Origin of the sequence: Parasphingorhabdus flavimaris (assembly GCF_013371215.1) — a bacterium.
Lineage (GTDB): Bacteria > Pseudomonadota > Alphaproteobacteria > Sphingomonadales > Sphingomonadaceae > Parasphingorhabdus > Parasphingorhabdus flavimaris.
In genome coordinates this window covers 652501-673623 of record NZ_JABWMH010000003.1, presented here as the reverse complement: position 1 = coordinate 673623, position 21123 = coordinate 652501, and the positions used below count along the sequence as shown (strand labels likewise).

The following is a 21123-nucleotide window of genomic DNA, read 5'->3' as shown; positions in this document are numbered from 1 at the left end:
GATGATGAAACGCGCCGATCGAGTTCAGGCAATGGCCGCTCACATGAACAACCGTCTGCCCTCGGAATGACAACACTTCGGCGCGAAGCGGACATAGGATTGGATTGCTGCGAAGGACCGCTCCTGGGGCGTTAGCCGAAGGTCCGCTTTCCACCGCCCAGCATCCAATAGCGGACCGTCCGCAAACGGCCCAATTGCGGTCGATCCGAAATGCGCCCAATTGCGGTCATGACCGCGGTAGAAGATTGTGCATGATAGCAGCCATTCCAAGCTCACTATTTACTCGAGTTCAGACGGCAACAAATGAGTCGGAATCGGTCTGTCCGGTTTTTAGCACCAACGAGGAAAGGAGCCGCTTCGATTGGTATCTTAACGATAGTTTGATCGTTCATGTTGCACCTGCGAACATAAAGGCGTTAGACTGGCTAAAGTCACTTCCGCAATCGGAGTCGCAATTGCGTATCGCTGTAATCGATGAAAACCCCGTTCGCGCGGCCATAATTGAAGACGGGCTTGCCGAAGTGGGTGAGCGCGATGTTTTTGTGATTTCGGAGCGTTCGGGGATGGCGCGCGCGATTGAAACGATAGACCCCGATGTTATCCTGATCGACCTGGGCAATCCGTCCCGCGACATGCTTGAGGAGTATTTTGCCGTCAGCCGTGCGGTTTCGCGACCAATCGCCATGTTTGTGGAGCAATCCGATGACGACACGATTGCCGCGGCCATTGATGCCGGGGTTTCGGCCTATATTGTTGATGGCCTGTCACAACGCCGCATGAAGCCGATCCTTGATTTGGCGGTAAGGCGATTTCAGGCATTTTCGCGGTTGCAAGCCGAACTGAAGGAGGCACGCGATGCGCTGTCCGACCGAACGATTGTCGATAAAGCCAAAAAAATACTGATCCAGAAGCGGAAGATCAGCGAGCCGGAAGCCCACAAACTGCTGCGCGATCATGCCATGAACAGCAACAAACGAATGGCTGAGGTGGCCGAAGCAATCGTCATGGCCGAACAATTATTAGGGGGCGGCCTGTGAGCATTGATCAAATGAATATCGGGTTCCTGCCACTGGTGGACGCGGCTTTACCGATTCTGGCCCAGGAGCATGGCTTTGCCGAAGAACAGGGGCTTCATTTAAACTTCATTCGGGACGTCAGCTGGGCATCGGTACTGGACCGGCTGCTCTACGGCCACACCGACGCCGCCCATTTGCTCGCGCCGCTTGCGATTGCTACCACGCTGGGACGGGGCCGACCGGCCAAGGCACTGGCCGTTCCGTTCGTCCTGAGCCTCAACGGTAACGCAATTACAATGTCCCACGCGCTGGCCGACAAGGTAGCGCCAGCCGGTATGCTCGGTGATCCGGTCTCCGTCGGCGAAAGGCTGAAGAGCGAAGTTGCGAAACGTGCGGCGGCAGGAAATCGCATACGATTTGGTGTCGTGCACCGTTATTCCGGTCACAATTACAAGCTGCGTTACTGGCTTGCCCAATGCGGGATCGCCCCTGATACCGACGTTGATATTGTGACTATTGCGCCGCCGTTCGCTGCCGATGCGCTGGCCAATGCCGAGGTTGACGGAATATGTGTCGGCGAGCCGTGGAACAGTGTCGCCGTCGAGCGCGGCGTAGGTCGTATCGTTCTGGTCACGGCGCAAATCTGGCGGCGCGGCGTTGAAAAGGTGCTGGCCATGCCGGCCGAAAAGCTTGATGATGATCGGGACAAGATTGAACGTCTGGTTCGAGCGCTGCATTTTGCCGCCAGACATTTTGTTGATCCGGCAAATTGGGATACCAATGCCGAGATACTTGCCCGCAAGGATTATCTCGATGGCTCGGCGAAGCTGATAAACCGGGCGATATCGGACCGGATCATGCTGACCGCGGGTGCGCGGCCACTTGATGTACCCGATTTCATGTTCCAGTATCGGGAGGCTGCGAATTTCCCGTGGAAAAGTCAGGCGGCATGGCTCTATTCGCAAATGCTGCGCTGGGATCATCTAACCTATAATGCGGAGGATCAGTTGCGCGCCGAGGAGGTTTTCCGGCCCAATGTCTATCGTACGGCGTTAAAGGGACTGGATACCCCGATACCTGGTGCCAATGCCAAACTGGAAGGCAGCGTAACCGGTAGCTTGCCGGTCGGTTCGACTCAGGGGCGGTTGACATTGGGGGCCAATCCGTTTTTTGACGGTCGTGTTTTTGATCCGATGGAAGTCGGAAACTACCTGGATTCATTGCCAAAACTCTAGATTTTGCTGCAACGCAATATTTTGACTTGCCTTTTTAGATCTGCTGATGGTATTTGATTCGGGTCGGGAAAATCCTCGGCAGTATATTTACCGGTTTGTCCAATGACGGGCAAACGCATGGTAGAACGATCTACAATCGAATAGGCAATGTCGCCGCCCAAGCCAGTCTGAAGGACTGTCGCTTGAGGCGGTTTTTTTGTGTGTTTTTTTCGTTCCACCCTTGCGTTGTCCGGCAATAAAAAAGGGATTGAGCAATGAAATCGAACCGCCGCAATTTTCTTCTCATGGCTGTCTGTGCAGTGTCTTTGTCGGCCTGCGGAAGCGGCGGCGACAGCTCGTCAAACAGCGGCGAATCAGTCAAGCCTTCAACCGTCGACGGGGCGATTGAAAAGCCGTCCCTGAAGCTGGGTTTCATCAAGCTCACCGATATGGCGCCGCTGGCTATAGCTAAGGAAAAGGGGTTTTTCGCGGAAGAAGGATTGAACGTCACTCTTGAACCGCAGGCCAACTGGAAAGTGCTGCTGGACGGCGTGATTGGCGGACAGCTTGACGGCGCGCATATGCTGGCTGGCCAGCCACTCGCGGCAACGATTGGCTATGGCACGAAGGCTGATCTCATCGCTCCGCTCTCGCTTGATCTCAATGGCAATGCGATCACCCTTTCCAACAGGGTCTGGGACCAGATTGAGCCGGACTTGAAGAAAAATGCCGACGGGAAACCCGTGCATCCGATCAGCGCTTCCGTCCTGAAGCCGGTTATCGCTAGCTACAAGGAGCAGGGTAAGCAGTTTAAAATGGGAATGGTTTTCCCGGTTTCCACGCATAATTATGAATTGCGTTACTGGCTGGCGGCTGGCGGTATCGAACCGGGCTATTACACGCCCGGCGACGTCGGTGGTACGGTTGGTGCGCAGGCGGCTTTGTCTGTAACGCCCCCGCCGCAGATGCCCGCCACGATGGAAGCCGGTACGATTGACGGCTATTGCGTCGGCGAGCCCTGGAACCAGGCCGCCGTACAAAAGAAAATCGGTGTTCCGGTGATTACCGACGATGAGATCTGGAAAAAGAACCCGGAAAAAGTCCTCGGCCTGCGTGAAGATTTCGCCGAGAAATATCCTGCCACTACAGCCGCCATGCTGCGCGCTATTATCAAGGCCCAGCAATGGCTGGATGTTGATGGTGGCAAGAACCGTGCAGAGGCGGTGAAAATCCTGGCGCGATCCAATTATGTGGGCGCGGACGAAGCCGTAATCGGCGCGTCGATGACCGGTCAGTTTACCTTCCAGGCTGGTGACACGCGGCCCGCGCCCGACTTTAACATCTTCTTCAACGACTATGCGGGCTATCCCTTCTACTCCGACGCGATCTGGTATCTCACGCAGATGCGGCGCTGGGGCCAGATTGCCGATGACCAGAGTGATCAATGGTATTTCGAGACAGCGAAGGCTGTCTATCGGCCGGACCTATATCTCGCGGCAGCAAGGAAACTGGCAGACGAAGGCGCGATCCCTGCAGATAGTATCCCGGAAACCGACGGTTTCAAGGACCAGCAATCGGGCTTTATCGACGGCATCGTCTATGACGGCAAAGCGCCCAATGCCTATCTGGCGAAATTCCCTATCGGATTGAAAAAAGGTCAAAAAGTGACCGCTTCCGGCGTCAATTAAGCTTCTGATGAATAAAGGAAACAAAGACATGGCGACCGTCATTGTAGATAAGGTTCACAGCGATAATGGCGGGGTTTCTCCGGCAAAAGGGAAGGCTGGCGTTGCAGATGTTTCGGTCGATCCGGTAACATCCACAAAACCGAGCCCCAAGGCTGGAAAAAGCTCGCCGATCGACTCAAAGAAAATTGTCGGATGGCTGAAAGGTCTTGCGGCTCCGACTATAGGGATATTGGCTTTTCTCGCCTTATGGGCCGCGCTGGCACCGCAGGTGGACACGTCGCTCGGCAGCCTTCCGGGGCCGGTCGAAGTCTCCGCCCAAGGGGTTGCTCTTTTTGACGAATGGTCCGCCGCACAAGACCAGAAAGCAGAATTTTATGCGGCGCAGGATGCCCGCAATGAAGCGGCAATTGCCAGTGGTGGCGAAACGCGGAATTTTGAATATAGCGGTTCCCCAACTTTTCTGGATCAGATCTGGACATCTTTGGCGACGGTTGCTCTGGGCTTTTTTCTGGCGACAATCATTGCCGTCCCGCTCGGCCTGATCTGCGGTCTTTCGAAAACATTCAATGCCGCGATCAACCCGATCGTACAGATCATGAAGCCGGTCAGTCCGCTGGCATGGCTTCCGATTGTCACCATGGTGATTTCGGCGACGATGACCGATCCGGATCCGACCTTACCAAAAAGCTTTGTAATTTCCGCGATCGTCGTGATGCTTTGTTCGCTCTGGTCGACGCTGATCAATACCGCCATCGGCGCGGCATCCATCGACAAGGATTTGATGAACGTCGGCAAAGTGCTTCGGCTTGGCTGGTTTGCCAAACTCACTCGTCTGGTCCTGCCCTCGGCGCTCCCGTATATTTTTACCGGCATGCGCCTGTCGCTTGGCGTGGGCTGGATGGTTCTGATCGCCGCCGAAATGCTCGCGCAAAATCCGGGTCTCGGCAAGTTCGTCTGGGACGAGTTTCAGAATGGATCCAGCCAGTCGCTCGCCCGGATAATGTTCGCGGTCATCGTGATCGGCCTGATCGGCTTCTTGCTCGACCGGATCATGATGCTTCTGCAAAATTTCGCCAGTCGCAATCGTACGGTTTGAGGGAAAAGATATGACCAATGCCCCGCCCATATTATCCCTGAAAAACGTCAGCAAATCCTTTGTTGACGGATCGGGAACCCGGACAGACGTACTCGACAATATCAGCCTCGATGTAGCCGAGGGAGAGTTTATCGCCATTCTGGGTTTTTCCGGTGCTGGCAAAACCACCTTGATAAATTGCATTGCCGGACTGGCCGAAGCCGATAGCGGCAAAGTGCTGGTCAAGGGCGAGCCGTGCAAGGGGCCTGGAAAGGATCGCGGCCTGGTCTTCCAGAGCTATTCGCTGTTCCCTTGGCTGAGCGTTGAAGCCAATGTCGCTCTGGCGGTCGATGCGGTGCATCAGGACAAATCGAAAGAAGAGCGCGCGGCACTGGTAAAGCAGAAGATCGAACTGGTTGGCTTGGATCACGCAATGGACCGCAAGCCAGCTCAGCTGTCGGGAGGCATGCGGCAGCGCGTCGCGGTTGCGCGTGCCCTTGCGATGGAGCCTGAAATCCTGCTGATGGACGAGCCTTTGTCAGCGCTCGATGCCTTGACCCGGGCAAAATTGCAGGACGAGATCGAGCGCATCCGTAAGCACGAAAAGCGCACGATTGTTCTGGTCACCAATGATGTCGATGAAGCGCTGCTACTCGCCGACCGCGTCGCCATCCTGACTCCGGCCCCTTCGGCAACCATCGGCAAGATATTCGATGTCAATATCGAGCGCCCCCGGCAGCGCGAAGCGATGAATGAAGATGCGGCCTATAAAACCCTGCGCAATACGATCGTTGGCTACCTTGATATATTGAGCAGCGATCAAAAAGCGGTTGCCTCAGAGTCCGCGGATCTGCCGGATATCACGCCCCTGGACCTTTCAGGCGCGCAAGAAGGCAAAAAGACAACCTTGCCGCAGGCCTATCTCGATGCAGCCCAAAGTCCGATCACGACGCGCTATCTCGAATTTTTCAAGCTCAAGAAAATCTACCCAACGCCCAAAGGCCCGCTGACGGTTGTCGAGGACGTGAATATCCTGATGGACAAGGGCGAATTTATTTCGCTGATCGGCCATTCTGGTTGCGGCAAATCCACCGTGCTCACAATGGCTGCCGGATTGAACGAGATCAGCGATGGCGGGATTGTTCTGGACGGACGCGAAATTGACGTCGCCGGTCCCGACAAGGCGGTCGTTTTCCAGGCCCCCTCATTGATGCCGTGGCTGACCGCCCGGCAGAATGTCGCTCTTGGCGTGGAACGGGTTTATCCGCATACGTCGCGATCGGAACGCAAGGACATTATCGAATATTATCTGGACCGCGTGGGCCTTGGCGATGCGATGGACAAAATGGCCGCCGACATGTCGAACGGCATGCGCCAGAGAGTTGGCATTGCGCGCGCTTTCGCCTTGTCACCCAAATTGCTGCTGCTCGATGAGCCGTTTGGCATGCTCGACAGCCTCACCCGCTGGGATCTCCAGGATGTCTTGATCGAGGTTTGGAACCGCACGAAAGTCACTGCCATCATGGTCACCCATGACGTGGACGAGGCCATATTGCTTGCCGACCGGGTCGTGATGATGACCAATGGCCCGCAGGCCACCATCGGCAAGATACTTGATGTCGATCTGCCACGGCCGCGCGACCGCAAGGCGCTGCTCGAACATCCGAAATTCTATGCCTACCGGCAGGAGGTTCTGCAGTTCCTCGCCGAATATGAACATGGAAATCCGAACAAAAGCACGCAGCAAGAAGCAGCTTGAGCGAAAAGGTGTTGGTCAAAAATATGACAATTTCAGAGGGTAAAATGAAAAAGATAAAACTGGTTGCCTATCTATCATTATCCGCTGCAATCGCAGCAACACCATCCTTTGCCTTTGCGGCACCGGGTGATCCGGTGGTCGTAGCGGAAGGGTTGACACTGGACCCGATTTTCGACGCGCGTCTCGCTTATGAGCATGTTGACCAACCGGCAACCGACGCGGACTCCCTGACATTGCGGACACGGGCCGGAATAGAATTGGCCAGCGATTTCGGGCTTTCCTTTCTGGTCGAGACTGAAGCGACGCTGGGCATCATTAATGATTATAACGACACCAATATAGGCAATGGCGTCGAAGCTTTTTCGGTCGTTGCCGACCCGGAAAATATCGAACTGAACCGCATCCAGCTGAAGTTCTCCAAAAAAGATATGGGCAGTCTCACTGTCGGGCGTCAACGGCTCAACATTGATGACCAGCGTTTTGTCGGTAGTGTTGGCTGGCGGCAGAATGAACAAACTTTTGACGCCGTCAGCGGATCTGTAACAGCGCTGAAACCACTGACATTAGAAGCCACGTACGCGATTTCCCAGCGCACCATATTTGGCGCGGATGCCGGAACGCGGGAGGCCTTTGACGGAAATTTTATATTTTTGGGCGCTGGCGCAAATCTTGGCCCGCTTAATTTGAAGGGCTTTGCCTATTTGCTCGATTTTGACGCAGGCCAGCCGGTTTCGCTCAGTTCCAGCGCGACATACGGTTTGCGGGCTACCGCAAAGCTTCCGATAGTCGAGGATTTCACACTGGATCTCGCAGGCAGCTATGCCGTGCAAGAGGATTATAAAGCCAACCCAAACAATTATTCCGTCGATTATGTTGCCGGTTCCATCGGCACCGCCGTTGCCGGCTTTGGTTTGACGCTGGGATACGAGAGCCTGGGCAGCGATGGTTTGGGAAATCGATTTCAGACCCCCCTCGCCACGCTGCACAAGTTCAACGGTTGGGCCGATGTTTTTCTCAGCACGCCGCCAGCGGGTCTGGAAGACAAATATGTCAGCATAGCCAAGAAATTCGATCTGCTTGGCGGCATCACAGCGAGTGCGGCCTATCACGACTTCAGCAGCGACATCGGCAGCATCGATTATGGCACCGAATTTGACGCGGCTCTCAACTTCAAAATTAATGTCATCAGCGTCGGTCTCAAATACGCCAACTACAACGCCGACAGTTATGCCGTCGATACCGAGAAATTCTGGCTGCGGCTGGGATATAGTTTCTAACAACTGGAATTTGTAAATGAACGCACCGGTTACAATAGATGATAAGCAGGAACATGCTTCCCCTCATGAGCGCGAACGTCTCGTTGTTATAGGCAATGGCATGGCGGGTTGTCGCGCGGTGGAAGAAATCCTTTCCCGCGATGCGGACCGCTACGCCATCACCATTTTCGGAGCTGAGCCCCGTGTCAATTACGACCGGATCATGCTGTCACCGGTGCTGGCCGGCGACAAGAGCTTTGAAGAAATCATCATCAATGATCAAAGCTGGTATGATGATAACGGCATAGAATTGGTTAGCGGCGATGCTGTCATCGCGATCAAACGCGAAGCCAGAGAGGTGGTCAGTGCTTCGGGCCGGGTGACGCCTTATGATCGGCTGCTGATTGCCACAGGGTCCGATCCGTTCATCATTCCGGTACCGGGACACAAGCTGTCGGGTGTTATCACATTTCGCGATCTCGACGATGTCGACAAGATGCTGACAGCAGCAGAGACCGGCGGTCATGCCGTCGTGATCGGCGGCGGTCTGCTGGGATTGGAAGCGGCGCACGGTCTCTCCCTGCGCGGGATGAAGGTCACCGTCTTGCATTTGATGCCGACCCTGATGGAGCGGCAGCTGGATGAAGCGGCAGGTTTCCTGTTGAGAAGCGAACTCGAACGGCGCGGGCAAACCATCATTACCCAGGCCGATACCGCCGAAATAATGGGTGATAGCCATGTCACCGGCGTAAAGCTGAAGGACGGGACCGAAATCGACGCTGACCTTGTCGTCATGGCCGTCGGGATCAAGCCGTCTGTCAATCTTGCAAAAACGGCTGAACTGGAAGTCGAGCGCGGCATCGTCGTGGACGACGATATGGTCACCAGCGATCCGGCGATATTGGCGGTCGGAGAATGCGTGCAGCATCGTGGCGCCTGTTACGGGCTGGTCGCACCTCTGTGGGAAATGTGCCGGGCTCTTGCGGATTTCATGACCAGCGATCCATCCGGATATGTCGGTTCGGTCACCGCGACCAAGCTGAAAGTGTCCGGGATCAATCTGTTCTCCGCTGGCGATTTCTCTGGTGGCGACGACACCGAAGACATCGTCATGCGCGACGCGTCCCGCGGGGTTTACAAGCGGGTTGTGGTGAAGGGAGACCGCTTGATCGGAGCCGTGCTGTACGGAGACACGGCAGACGGCAGCTGGTATTTTGATCTTCTGAAACGCCAGGAAGACATATCCGATATCCGCGAAGCGCTTATTTTCGGCCAGGCTTTTGCTTCGGGAGGGGCCACGCTGGACCCTGATAGCGCCGTTGCAGCATTGTCCCTTGACGCAGAAATCTGCGGCTGCAACGGCGTAACCAAGGGACAGGTGGTCGCGTGCATCGATGGTGGAGCCAATGACCTCGATAGCGTTCGGGCCGGTTGCAAGGCCTCCGCCAGTTGCGGTTCCTGTACCGGCCTTGTGGAAAGCTTGCTGAGCATCTCGCTCGGCGAAGATTATGGCGGCGCACGGACGGTCACACCAATGTGCCAGTGCACCAGTTTCACCCACGAGGATGTACGGCGCAATATCCTTGAAAAAGAGCTGAAATCCATTCCGCAGGTAATGCAGGAACTGCACTGGACCACGCCCGATGGTTGCGCTTCCTGTCGTCCGGCGCTCAATTATTATCTTCTATGTGCCTGGCCCACCGAACATGAGGAAGACCCGCAAAGCCGGTTCGTCAACGAGCGGATGCATGCCAATATCCAGAAAGACGGCACCTACTCGGTGGTTCCCAGAATGTGGGGCGGGATTACCACGCCCAACGAACTTCGGGCAATTGCCGATGCTGCTGACAAATATGAAGCGCGGCTGGTCAAGGTCACCGGCGGGCAGCGGCTTGATATATTCGGTATCAAGAAAGAGGATCTGCCCTCGATCTGGGCCGACCTGAACGCCGCCGGCATGGTTTCCGGCCATGCTTATGGCAAGGCGCTGCGCACCGTAAAAACCTGCGTCGGTAGCGAATGGTGCCGCTTTGGTACGCAGGACTCGACCGGTCTGGGGATCAAGGCCGAACAGATGACCTGGGGCAGCTGGATGCCCCATAAATTCAAGATCGCCGTGTCGGGCTGTCCGCGCAATTGTGCAGAGGCATCGATCAAAGATCTCGGGATCATCTGTGTCGACAGCGGTTATGAGCTGAGCGTTGGCGGCAATGGCGGCATCCATCTGCGCGGGACCGACTTCCTGTGCAAGGCCGAAACCGAAGAGGCTGCGCTCGAATATATTGCTGCTTTCGTCCAGCTGTATCGCGAGGAAGCCCGCTATCTGGATCGTACGGCGCCATGGGTCGAACGGGTCGGTATGGACTATATCAAGGGCCGTATTGTTGAAGATGAGCCTGGACGCAAGGCGCTGCAGGAACGTTTTCTGTTTGCCCAGTCGGTGCATCAGAAAGATCCCTGGGCCGAGCGCGTCGCCGGTGCGGAAAGCCACTTGCACAAGCATATCGCCGAGATCCGGCCCTTTGCAATTCTGGAGCCTGCATGATGGTTGAAGCAAAATGGATTGATATCGGACCCGTAGAGCAGCTGCCTGCCCTGGGAGCACGGACCCTGCCGGTGCAAGGTGGCCAGGAAATAGCGATATTCCGCACCGCCACCGGCAGCATACATGCTTTGGCAAACAAATGTCCGCACAAAGACGGACCGCTGAGCCAGGGCATGGTGCACGACACCAGCGTTACATGTCCGCTACATAACTGGCGCATTTCCTTGCTGACAGGCGAAGCATTGGGCGAAGATAAAGGCTGCGTCCCCGTCATTCCGGTAAAGGTTGATGCAGGCCGGATCTATATCGAACGCGTTGCCGCTTTGGCCGGGGTAGCGTGACAAAAATTTGCACCACTTGCCCCTATTGTGGCGTCGGTTGCGGTATAAAAGCCGAAATCACCGGAGACCGTGAGGTCATTATCAAGGGTGACGAGGAGCATCCGGCAAATTTCGGACGGCTATGTTCCAAGGGCACGCACTTGGCGGAAACAGTGAGCCTGGAAGGGCGCCTGCTTTATCCGGAAATTGGCGGCGAGCGAGTAGAATGGGCCAATGCGCTCGATCTGGTGGCAAAGCGCCTTGCCGATACGGTGCGCGAACATGGCCCGGACAGCGTTGCATTCTATGTCTCCGGCCAATTGCTGACCGAGGATTATTATGTCGCCAACAAGCTGATGAAAGGCTTTATCGGCAGCGCCAATATCGACACCAACAGCCGCCTGTGCATGGCCAGCGCGGTTGCCGCCCATGTGCGGGCCTTTGGCGAAGATGTGGTGCCCTGCAGCTATGATGATCTGGAAGCAGCCGATCTCATCCTGCTGGTCGGGTCGAACACCGCCTGGTGTCATCCGGTGATCTGGCAGCGCATCGAAAAGGCCCGCAGCGAACGCGGAACGAAACTGGTGGTTATTGATCCGCGCCGCACCGAAACAGCCGAATGTGCCGATCTCCATTTACCCATCGCGCTCGACGGGGACGTGGTCTTGTTCAACGCCTTGCTCGCCGAGATGATGACAAGGGGATTGCTGGACGAAGACTATCTGCGCGATCATGTCGACACGCCCGCCGGATTCTGGAACAGGCTGACGGACGATCCGGCTGCGGCGGGTATTGATCGGGGATTGTTCGATAAGCTTGCCGATCTGGTCGCCGCCCATCCCAAAATGGTCACTCTGTTCAGCCAGGGCGCAAATCAATCCGTCGGTGGCACCGACAAGGGCAATGCCATTATTAATCTGCACCTTGCTACTGGCAGGATTGGCAAGCCCGGCATGGGGCCATTTTCGATCACCGGCCAGCCCAACGCCATGGGCGGGCGCGAGGTTGGCGGGCTTTCTTCGATGCTGGCGGCGCATATGGGCTTTTCCGACGCCGAATGCGAAGCCGTACAATTATATTGGAACAGCCCGACCATTGCACGACAACCCGGCCGCAAGGCTGTCGACATGTTTCGCGATGTGCATGATGGAAAAATCAAGGCGATCTGGGTGATGGCAACCAACCCAGCTGTCTCGATGCCGGATGCTGATTATGTCCGCGAGGCATTGAACCGCTGCGATTTCGTGGTGGTGTCTGATGTCATCACCGAAACCGACACGACCGCTTATGCCGATGTGAAACTGCCAGCGCTTGCCTGGGGCGAAAAAGACGGCACCGTCACCAACAGCGAACGGCTCATCAGTCGTCAGCGCCCTCTATTTGCGCCGCCCGGAGAGGCGAAAGCCGATTGGTGGATCGTGCAGGAGGTCGCTCGTCGCATGGGATTTGACGACGCATTTTCCTTCGATGGGCCGGCTGCTGTCTTCCGTGAATATGCAGCGCAAACCGGATTTCGCAATGATGGCCAGCGCAAACTGGATATATCGGAGTGGGCCGACACCAGCGATCGCGAATATGACGATTGGGTGCCGAAAGCCTGGGGTGGCGTATCTCCTTTTGCCGAGGGGAAATTCACCTCTTCTGACGGCAAGGCAAGGCTGGTTGCCGTTGTTCCTCCTGCTTCAGAGCTGGTTGATCGCGCATTACCGCTGCGTCTCAACACAGGCCGCTATCGCGATCAGTGGCACACGATGACCCGAACCGGTCTCAGTCCAAGACTGTCACAACATCGCCGCGAAGCGCTGGTTGAAATTCACCCGGATGATGCCGAGGACCGGTCTATAGAAGATGGCACTCTGGCGCGGATCATGACGCCGCAGGGCAATAGCATTTTTCGGGTGCAGCTCACCGACGCACAACGCAAAGGCGAGATGTTCGTCCCGATGCACTGGACCGATCAGATGAGCGGCGGTGGCCGTGCCAACCGGTTGCCCGACCAAACGGTCGACCCGGTATCGGGACAACCTGCGTATAAAAACAGTTCGTGCAATATCGCAGCGGTCGAATTGGAATGGCGGGCCTTCCTGGTCAGCAGCAACCGGCCGGCTTTGCCAGCCCTGCTATATTGGACGAGTGCAAGAATAGCGGGTGGATGGCTCACCGAAATGGCGAGCGAGGGCAATATTGACGTTGACGGACTGTTGCCAGATGGCGACCGTCTGGAAGCAGTAGACCTGAAGCGCGGGATGCGGCGGATTGCCGTGCGCGATAGCGGGGGCAGGCTGGCGGCAGCACTTTTCGTGACGCGCAACGGTCAACTTCCGTCGCGCGAATGGATTGCGGCACAATTGGTCAGCGACGAACAGGCGGATGCTCCATCCCTGCTCGCAGCGCGCCCGAAAGTTGCCGGGCCGGACAAAGGCGCGATCCTCTGTGTCTGTTTCAACGTTGGCGTGAAGCAGATCGTCGGCGCGATTGCCGAGCAATCGCTCACCAGTCTGGAAGACGTCGGAACCGCCCTGAACGCCGGAACAAATTGCGGCAGTTGCCGACCCGCGCTTGCCAAATTGCTGGCGGAAACACTGGAACCGAAATTGGAGGCCGCCGAATGAGCGATACTGTCATCCCGCCCGGAACGATCTGGTTAGTCGGCGCAGGTCCGGGAGATCCAGACCTGTTGACCCGCAAGGCCGAGAAACTGATCCGCGCTGCCAGCGTCATTTTCTACGATGCGCTTGTTGGCAAGGGCGTGCTCGAACTTGCGCCGCGCTCTGCAAGGCTTGTCCCCGTCGGCAAGCGATCTGGCCGCCATTCCAAGGACCAATGCAGCATCAATGACTTGCTGGTTGATGCCTCTTTGGCCGGGGAGCGAGTGGTACGGCTCAAAGGCGGCGATGTGGGAATTTTTGGCCGTGCAGCAGAGGAGATGGATGCGCTGGCCAATCATGGCATTGCCTGCCACATCTGCCCCGGCATAACCGCGGCATCAGCTGCCGCTGCAAGCGCCGGCATATCGCTCACCTTGCGTGGGCTCGCCCGCAAACTAATATTCGTGACTGCCCACGCGAAAGCGGATGAAGAGCTCGATCTTGATTGGCAGGCGCTCGCAGATCCAAAGGCAACGCTCGCAATTTATATGGGCAAAGCGGCAGCGGCCACCATTTCACGCCAGCTTATCGACGCCGGATTGCCCGCAGACACCCCCGTGCTTTTGATGGAAAATGCCAGCCTGCCCGAAGAACACCAATTCAGTACGCGCCTCGATCTGTTGGCACTTTCGGCGAAATCTGCCCTGGGAGCAGGTCCCACCCTGATGCTGATCGGCGAAGCGGTAAGGCAGCGGCGAACAGCAAGCGATTTGAGTTTCTCATATACACGGCCAACACCGAAACGAGCGCCGTTCTGTCATTGACTGCTCCGCGGCGATCAAATTTGGTCCTGAAACGACCGGAATTGCGGCGGAATCGGAAGTTCCTGAAACGCGAACCACAGCGCCCGCTTTATGGGTATTGCAGATTAAATGCGGACATTCCGCTAACGGCCCACAAGCGGTCGGTCCGAAATGCGCCCGATCTCAGTTATACTAAAATAATCCAGACTATCTTACAATCAGACATTCGGTGAAAAACGTCGAGCTGTTAACAATCAGGCCAGAGCCGATCAGTCTGCGATTGTCCCTTCCTACCGCAATAGCATTCGTCATTTTCCACCAAACCAAAGCCTATTGTCCCCCTTCAAAGTAAATCCGTCGAGCGGTGCCCAGGCATCAACCGTCCATTGCCCGTTTGAGTCAAGCCGCGGCAATAATAGCGGGTCGTAGCGGGTCTGGCGGACATTGAGCAGATTCTCGGCATTCGCGAAAAGGTACCATTAGCGCGACGTCAGGGGATGGCCTGATCACGCACGACAGTCACCCGGGCGATATTGTTTGTTCCACTTTGATGAATCAACAACGCTTGCCGGTCCAGAGTCGTTCGCATGTGGCGCAAAATACCTGCGTGGATCGGCCCCGAGGGGATGGGCCAGCTCTGAAAAGTCTCGGTTTCCGGGTCGAACCGAACAAGCATGTCCGGACGCACGCCACTTTCGTTGTACCAGACTGCGCCATCAAAAATCGCTATTGCGTAGGGATGCGAGCGAGGTCCGCTTGGGGATGCCCATTCGGTGATTTCGCCTTTTGCTGGGCGATAGCGTCCCAGGCGCCCCAATCCTGAATTGACCCACCAGATATCTCCGTCGGCATCGATATCGAGTCGCCGTACCGTGGTGCCTTTTTCCGGCAGAGTAATTTCGGTGACTTCCATCGTATCCGGATCGATGCGCAACAGGCAATTTGCGCCGTTGCAGGCGACCCAGATAATTCCATCCGCAGCGATTTTCACGCCGTAAGGACGCGAATTTGGGCGTGGGCTGCGGACGAGTCGAACTTCTCCCGTTTCCGGATCAAGTCGGCCAATCATGTTGCTGCCCTGAAGACTGAACCAGAGAGTTCCGTTTGCGTCGAACTCCGCCGTGTGCGGATCGCGCGCAGTTTTGTCCGGCATTGGAAATTCGGTGATCGTTTTGGTCGCAGGGTCAAACCGACCGATGGTCGCGTTGCGATTGCCGGTGTACCACGCCATTCCGTTCGGGCCAATGCTCACCGAATGAGGTTTCGCACCTGCGGGCAATCGAAACTCTTCCATTTCGCCCGTTTGGGGATTCAGTCGGCCAAGGATATCGCGCCATTGACCAACCCACCAGATGCTGCCGTCGGGCGCCTCGACCGGATCGCGTGAACGCTGGCCCAATGTCGGAACCTGCCACTCTTCGAACCGGAGGGTCAGTGGTCCGCGGACTTGTGTCGAAGCGCGGTTCGTGCTCGGCGGGAATGTCGAGGCGAGGTAATCAAGAATCTTGTCCTGACCTTCCTCATTGTTAGACAGATCAAGCATGGTCGACGTCAGATAACGCCAATCTTCGCGTGAATAACCAGAACTCCTCTCGATAACACTTGTGCCGTGGCAGGAGCCGCAGACACCCTGCACCAACTCTCTCCCTTCGCCTTCCGGCAAGGCGAGTGCGGAAGCAGGAACCAATAGCGCGGTGAGAAAAGTAGCGGAGCGAAGTGTCTTGCTTGGCATGGCGAAGCTTTCGGTCGGTGCGGTGGCGGCAGGCTAAAGCCATATCATACATTGTCGAAGCAGGGATGCCAAGGCGTGCCGGACATTGGCAAGCGATCTGTCCAGCGCCGACATTGCACACCACGATCATGGGTCAGATCGCGCACCCGGCTATAAGCGAACTTACAGTTGGGTTTTGTGACCCGCGTTGTTGTTCAATCGAGTATGAACTCGTGGACATCTCCCGCCGCATCGATGAGGAATACCGTCCCGTAATCTTGATCGGTCATTTGAGGTTGCGAACGCCCGCCGAAACGGACCACCAGGTCAGGAACAGTATTGCTGTGGCCAACAACCAGCACCGCTCCGTCGTTTTCTGCGACGGAGGCGACCAAAGTTTCGGGGTTTTTGGCGTCATATTCTGAGATCGCGACACCGGTCTTCTTGCTAAGCGGAGCGGCAGTTTCCATCGCCCGGCGAGTTGGAGTAGCATAGATCGCAGAAATGCCTTTGTCCGCCAGCATATTCGCAAGGCGCTCTGATGCTGCTGCACCCTCGCTAGTGAGTGAAGGATCGTCGCCTCGCTCTTTCTGCAAATGCCTTATGACGAAGATCGTCTTCTCATGCAGAGAGGTAGAGCCGGTCCCTTCACGGTCGAGTGTTGCCGGCGCTGCGCATGCCACGAGCGCAAAAGACGCAAGAAGCACTATTCCCCAACGGCATTTCATCGCCTCATCCCTTTAGTCAGAGCTGAATCGCACATGTCCATATTTGAACAGGCTGAACTTATCTGCACGGAACACGCAGCCTCCGCAACCCTGCCGGGTCGTCATTCGCAAGCTTGCGTTGCTAGTCGATTGCCCGCTCACGCCAACAACCTTCCCGGAAGCAGTCAGTCAGCAATCGGCACAGTAGCTGTTTTTTGCACAGGACGAACATAATGTCGGCTTCGCGCCCGGACCGCGCTGTTTTGCGGTTGCTGTAGCGATCATTGGCCACGTCGTCGTTCATTTTCCGCGCATGGGCTTCTCAGTGCAGAATTGACATGACTGCAGCCTTCCAAGAATGAACCGACGGTCGGCGGGCATCTCGGTCCTCGCAGCCGAAGAGCAACAATCCCCTCGCATTACTCTGTAATACCCGTATTTCCCATCCAGCTTGCTTACTATATGCTTACAGTCCGAACGCAAAAAAGCCTCGCTGGTAGCAGCGAGGCTTGTAATGTTTTGAATGTATTGGGAATGTTGGTTGCGGGAGTAGGATTTGAACCTACGACCTTCAGGTTATGAGCCTGACGAGCTACCGGACTGCTCCATCCCGCGCCAACATATCTGGACGGCCATATTGGCAGATCCAGAAAATAAAAAAGCGGCCGGCCCTTTTGGGGACAGGCCGCTTTTGAAAAGGTGAATGGGTTATTTCCTCGTGACTACATCTCCATGCGCCTGCTGCAATGCCTGGCGACGTCCTACTCTTCCATGCCTTGAGACAAAGTACCATCGGCGCAACCTGGTTTCACGGCCGAGTTCGAGATGGGATCGGGTGGGGCACAGGCGCTATGGCCACCAAGCAATGAAGCAGGCGCATAAGCTGTAATCACGGGTCTTTTAATCGATGTTGGCAAGATCACGCCCGGATATATCCCGAGGGGTAATATCCGTGCATGTTGACCATGGGCCGAGCTTAATTGTCCGTTCAATCAGACAACATGCTGTTTCCAACATTGTTGTTGATGGCGGGATTCTACAAGCGCGAATTGAGTAATTAGGACTGGTTAGCTTCATGCGTTACCGCACTTCCACACCCAGCCTATCAACGTGGTGGTCTTCCACGACTCTATGATAACTTATCTCGAGGGAGGCTTCCCGCTTAGATGCTTTCAGCGGTTATCCCGTCCATACATAGCTACCCAGCTGCACGCCTGGCGGCATGACTGGTACACCAGAGGTATGTTCAACCCGGTCCTCTCGTACTAGGGTCAACTCCTCTCAATTATCGACGCCCACGGCAGATAGGGACCAAACTGTCTCGCGACGTTCTGAACCCAGCTCACGTACCACTTTAATTGGCGAACAGCCAAACCCTTGGGACCTGCTCCAGCCCCAGGATGTGATGAGCCGACATCGAGGTGCCAAACGATTCCGTCGATATGAGCTCTTGGGAATCATCAGCCTGTTATCCCCGGCGTACCTTTTATCCGTTGAGCGATGGCCCTTCCACGAGGGACCACCGGATCACTATGACCGACTTTCGTCTCTGCTCGACTTGTCAGTCTCGCAGTCAGGCTGGCTTATGCCATTGCACTCTAACAGACGGTTTCCAACCGTCCTGAGCCAACCATCGCGCGCCTCCGTTACTCTTTAGGAGGCGACCGCCCCAGTCAAACTACCCGCCACAGAGGGTCCCTGATCCGGATAACGGATCTAGGTTAGACACCAGAAAACAATAGGGTGGTATTTCACATTATGGCTCCACTCGGACTGGCGCCCAAGTTTCAAAGCCTCCCACCTATTCTACACAATTCTTTCCTAATGCCACTCTGAAGCTGCAGTAAAGGTGCACGGGGTCTTTCCGTCTAACCGCGGGTACTCCGCATCTTCACGGAGAATTCAATTTCGCTGAGCATATCCTGGAGACAGTGGGGAAGTCGTTACGCCATTCGTGCAGGTCGGAACTTACCCGACAAGGAATTTCGCTACCTTAGGACCGTTATAGTTACGGCCGCCGTTTACTCGGGCTTCAATTCAGAGCTTGCACTCCTCCTCTTAACCTTCGAGCACCGGGCAGGCGTCAGACCCTATACGTCGTCTTGAAGCCGACTTAGCAGAGTCCTGTGTTTTTGCTAAACAGTCGCTACCCCCCAGCTTGTGCCCCCTGCCAAAAGTTGCCTTCTGACAGGGCCTCCTTCTCCCGAAGTTACGGAGGTAATTTGCCGAGTTCCTTCAGGATACTTCTCTCAAGCGCCTTGGTATACTCTACCTGCCCACCTGTGTCGGTTTAGGGTACGGTCTATATGGTGGAGCTATTTCCTGGAACCTCTTCGAAGCCTGATCAATCCAATAAGATCAGACAACACACGAGATCCGTCACATTCCACCAGGTCACGGAATATTAACCGTGTTCCCATCGACTACCCCCTTCGGGCTCGTCTTAGGGGCCGACTCACCCTGCTCAGATTAGCTTTAAGCAGGAACCCTTGGGCTTTCGGCGACAGTGCATCTCACACTGTTTGTCGCTACTCATGTCAGCATTCGCACTTCCGATACGTCCACCGTCGGTTACCCTTCGGCTTCATCCGCTTACGGAACGCTCCGCTACCGCTCAGAATAAATTCTGAACCCTAAGCTTCGGTGCATATCTTTAGCCCCGTTACATCTTCGCCGCAGGAACCCTTATTTAGACCAGTGAGCTGTTACGCTTTCTTTAAAGGATGGCTGCTTCTAAGCCAACCTCCTGGTTGTTTTGGGATTCCCACATGCTTTCCCACTTAGATATGACTTGGGGACCTTAGCTGTAGGTTAGGGCTGTTTCCCTTTTGACGACGGACCTTAGCACCCGCCGTCTGTCTCCCGGACTTGTCTCTATGGTATTCGGAGTTTGGTTAGGTTTGGTAGGTCTCGCGACCCCCTAGCCCATCCAGTGCTCTACCCCCATAGGAAAACATCCGAGGCACTACCTCAATAGTTTTCGCGGAGAACCAGCTATTTCCCGGCTTGATTGGCCTTTCACCCCTAAACACAACTCATCCAATAATTTTTCAACATTAAATGGTTCGGTCCTCCAGTGCGTGTTACCGCACCTTCAACCTGGTCATGCCTAGATCGCCGGGTTTCGGGTCTAATCCATCTAACTCAGTCGCCCTATTCAGACTCGCTTTCGCTGCGCCTACACCTAACGGCTTAAGCTTGCTAGATAGATTAAGTCACTGACCCATTATGCAAGAGGTACGCGGTCACCCCACAAGGGGGCTCCCACTGCTTGTAAGCATTCGGTTTCAGGTACTATTTCACTCCCCTAATCGGGGTGCTTTTCACCTTTCCCTCACGGTACTTGTTCACTATCGGTCACATACGAGTATTTAGGCTTGGAGGGTGGTCCCCCCATGTTCAGACAGAATTTCACGTGTTCCGCCCTACTCGAGTCCTGATTGATCATTTTCGCATACGGGACTGTCACCCACTATGGTCAAACTTTCCAGAATGTTCTGCTAATTTACAATCAGGCACTGGCCTGGTCCGCGTTCGCTCGCCACTACTAACGGAATCTCGGTTGATGTCTTTTCCTCCGGTTACTGAGATGTTTCAGTTCGCCGGGTTCGCTTCACCAAGTCTATTTTATTCAACTCGGTAATATCCTTCCCCATTTACTCTCATTTTGTCATCTCGAAAGACTTCAAAACAAAAGTAAATGGTGAGGATGGGTTCCCCCATTCGGAAATCGCTGGATCAAAGATTGCTCACATCTCCCCAACGCTTATCGCAGCGTGCCACGTCCTTCATCGCCTGTATGTGCCAAGGCATCCACCAAATGCTCTTACCTCACGCTTGAGAATCCACACCACCAACAACAAGATTGGACCAATCCTCCCACGCTCCTTGCATAAAAAAGCGCTTCAGATGACCAATTCGGCCTTGCCTGTATAGTGCGGACAATTAATTACTCAGCCTTTTAGTAATTCAAATAATTTGAATACTTGTGCCAATTATGTGTTTCAACCCGACGGAAAACCGCCGAACCGAAACCGCAAAATTGCCACGGCATCGATTAAAAAAACCCATTCACAATGTCAAATAGAGGCCGAAGCCTCGCTTGCCTGCAGATCGTAACCTGCAGGAAACTTTTGTCTTCATCTCTGGAGAAATGCGTTCTAGCGACAACCCTTCGCTGTCGCTCGGGAGTTTTCCGGGAGAACATGCCCCGCATGTTCTCTTGAACCGAAAAACTGGTGGAGCCTATCGGGATCGAACCGATGACCCCCTGCTTGCAAAGCAGGTGCTCTCCCAGCTGAGCTAAGGCCCCTAAACTTGTCTAGTTAGAAATGGTGGGCCGAGGAAGATTCGAACTTCCGACCTCACCCTTATCAGGGGTGCGCTCTAACCAACTGAGCTACCGGCCCATCTCTGAAACCGGATGCTCTTAAAAACCAAA

13 protein-coding genes, 3 tRNA genes and 2 rRNA genes are annotated in these 21123 nt (G+C 55.3%); 10 read left to right on the top strand and 8 right to left on the bottom strand.

Annotated elements, in window-relative coordinates:
• Positions 1-455 precede the first annotated feature (455 nt).
• The 10 genes from HUO14_RS12100 to cobA all read left to right on the top strand — a co-directional run bounded on the left by HUO14_RS12100 (position 456) and on the right by cobA (position 14285).
• Positions 456-1037, top strand: coding sequence for an ANTAR domain-containing response regulator (locus tag HUO14_RS12100; RefSeq protein ID WP_176280218.1), 582 nt, complete (start codon positions 456-458; stop codon positions 1035-1037).
• Positions 1034-2251, top strand: coding sequence for a CmpA/NrtA family ABC transporter substrate-binding protein (locus HUO14_RS12095; RefSeq protein WP_418889440.1), 1218 nt, complete (start codon positions 1034-1036; stop codon positions 2249-2251). The genes HUO14_RS12100 and HUO14_RS12095 overlap by 4 nt, the downstream gene beginning before the upstream one ends.
• 254 nt (positions 2252-2505) lie before the next feature.
• Positions 2506-3918, top strand: a complete 1413-nt coding sequence (locus tag HUO14_RS12090) for a CmpA/NrtA family ABC transporter substrate-binding protein (RefSeq protein ID WP_176280053.1) — start codon at positions 2506-2508, stop codon at positions 3916-3918.
• 28 nt (positions 3919-3946) lie between these two features.
• Positions 3947-5014, top strand: coding sequence for an ABC transporter permease (locus HUO14_RS12085; protein WP_217907999.1), 1068 nt, complete (start codon positions 3947-3949; stop codon positions 5012-5014).
• Positions 5015-5024: 10 nt separating this feature from the next.
• On the top strand, positions 5025-6752 hold the full coding sequence (locus tag HUO14_RS12080) for an ABC transporter ATP-binding protein (protein WP_176280052.1): 1728 nt from the start codon (positions 5025-5027) through the stop codon (positions 6750-6752).
• A gap of 44 nt (positions 6753-6796) precedes the next feature.
• Positions 6797-8029, top strand: coding sequence for an alginate export family protein (locus HUO14_RS12075; protein WP_176280051.1), 1233 nt, complete (start codon positions 6797-6799; stop codon positions 8027-8029).
• Positions 8030-8045: 16 nt separating this feature from the next.
• Positions 8046-10553, top strand: coding sequence for a nitrite reductase large subunit NirB (gene nirB, locus HUO14_RS12070; RefSeq protein ID WP_176280050.1), 2508 nt, complete (start codon positions 8046-8048; stop codon positions 10551-10553).
• Positions 10553-10894, top strand: a complete 342-nt coding sequence (gene nirD, locus HUO14_RS12065; protein WP_176280215.1) for a nitrite reductase small subunit NirD — start codon at positions 10553-10555, stop codon at positions 10892-10894. Before nirB ends, nirD begins: the two co-directional genes overlap by 1 nt.
• Entirely contained in the window at positions 10891-13485 is a 2595-nt protein-coding gene (locus tag HUO14_RS12060; RefSeq protein ID WP_176280049.1) for a molybdopterin-dependent oxidoreductase, read from the top strand. The genes nirD and HUO14_RS12060 overlap by 4 nt, the downstream gene beginning before the upstream one ends.
• Positions 13482-14285 (top strand): uroporphyrinogen-III C-methyltransferase, encoded by an 804-nt coding sequence (gene cobA / locus HUO14_RS12055; RefSeq protein WP_176280048.1) that lies wholly within the window; start codon positions 13482-13484, stop codon positions 14283-14285. Before HUO14_RS12060 ends, cobA begins: the two co-directional genes overlap by 4 nt.
• Before the next feature lie 469 nt (positions 14286-14754).
• Here cobA and HUO14_RS12050 read toward each other — a convergent pair whose 3' ends face one another.
• The 8 genes from HUO14_RS12050 to HUO14_RS12015 all read right to left on the bottom strand — a co-directional run bounded on the left by HUO14_RS12050 (position 14755) and on the right by HUO14_RS12015 (position 21091).
• The gene (locus HUO14_RS12050) at positions 14755-15996 is read right to left on the bottom strand and encodes a Vgb family protein (RefSeq protein WP_176280047.1); all 1242 of its coding nucleotides are present in this window, start codon (positions 15994-15996) and stop codon (positions 14755-14757) included.
• 194 nt (positions 15997-16190) lie between these two features.
• Positions 16191-16703, bottom strand: a complete 513-nt coding sequence (locus tag HUO14_RS12045; protein WP_176280046.1) for a SixA phosphatase family protein — start codon at positions 16701-16703, stop codon at positions 16191-16193.
• A gap of 121 nt (positions 16704-16824) precedes the next feature.
• The gene (locus tag HUO14_RS12040; protein ID WP_176280045.1) at positions 16825-16986 is read right to left on the bottom strand and encodes a hypothetical protein; all 162 of its coding nucleotides are present in this window, start codon (positions 16984-16986) and stop codon (positions 16825-16827) included.
• A 234-nt stretch (positions 16987-17220) separates the two neighbouring features.
• Positions 17221-17297 (bottom strand) — tRNA-Met (locus tag HUO14_RS12035).
• Positions 17298-17430: 133 nt separating this feature from the next.
• Positions 17431-17545, bottom strand: a 5S ribosomal RNA gene (rrf, locus tag HUO14_RS12030).
• Between the two features lie 174 nt (positions 17546-17719).
• Positions 17720-20522 (bottom strand): 23S ribosomal RNA (locus tag HUO14_RS12025).
• Positions 20523-20918: 396 nt separating this feature from the next.
• Positions 20919-20994, bottom strand: a tRNA-Ala gene (locus HUO14_RS12020).
• A 20-nt stretch (positions 20995-21014) separates the two neighbouring features.
• Positions 21015-21091: transfer RNA gene (locus HUO14_RS12015), tRNA-Ile, on the bottom strand.
• Positions 21092-21123 lie beyond the last annotated feature (32 nt).

Bases quoted from the DNA above. Each gene is read 5' to 3' on its own strand.
- HUO14_RS12090 (WP_176280053.1), top strand. From the start codon at position 2,506: ATGAAATCGAACCGCCGCAATTTTCTTCTCATGGCTGTCTGTGCAGTG.
- HUO14_RS12080 (WP_176280052.1), top strand. From the start codon at position 5,025: ATGACCAATGCCCCGCCCATATTATCCCTGAAAAACGTCAGCAAATCC.
- HUO14_RS12040 (WP_176280045.1), bottom strand. From the start codon at position 16,986: ATGAACGACGACGTGGCCAATGATCGCTACAGCAACCGCAAAACAGCG.
- HUO14_RS12045 (WP_176280046.1), bottom strand. From the start codon at position 16,703: ATGAAATGCCGTTGGGGAATAGTGCTTCTTGCGTCTTTTGCGCTCGTG.
- HUO14_RS12050 (WP_176280047.1), bottom strand. From the start codon at position 15,996: ATGCCAAGCAAGACACTTCGCTCCGCTACTTTTCTCACCGCGCTATTG.
- HUO14_RS12075 (WP_176280051.1), top strand. From the start codon at position 6,797: ATGAAAAAGATAAAACTGGTTGCCTATCTATCATTATCCGCTGCAATC.
- HUO14_RS12085 (WP_217907999.1), top strand. From the start codon at position 3,947: ATGGCGACCGTCATTGTAGATAAGGTTCACAGCGATAATGGCGGGGTT.
- nirD (WP_176280215.1), top strand. From the start codon at position 10,553: ATGGTTGAAGCAAAATGGATTGATATCGGACCCGTAGAGCAGCTGCCT.
- cobA (WP_176280048.1), top strand. From the start codon at position 13,482: ATGAGCGATACTGTCATCCCGCCCGGAACGATCTGGTTAGTCGGCGCA.
- nirB (WP_176280050.1), top strand. From the start codon at position 8,046: ATGAACGCACCGGTTACAATAGATGATAAGCAGGAACATGCTTCCCCT.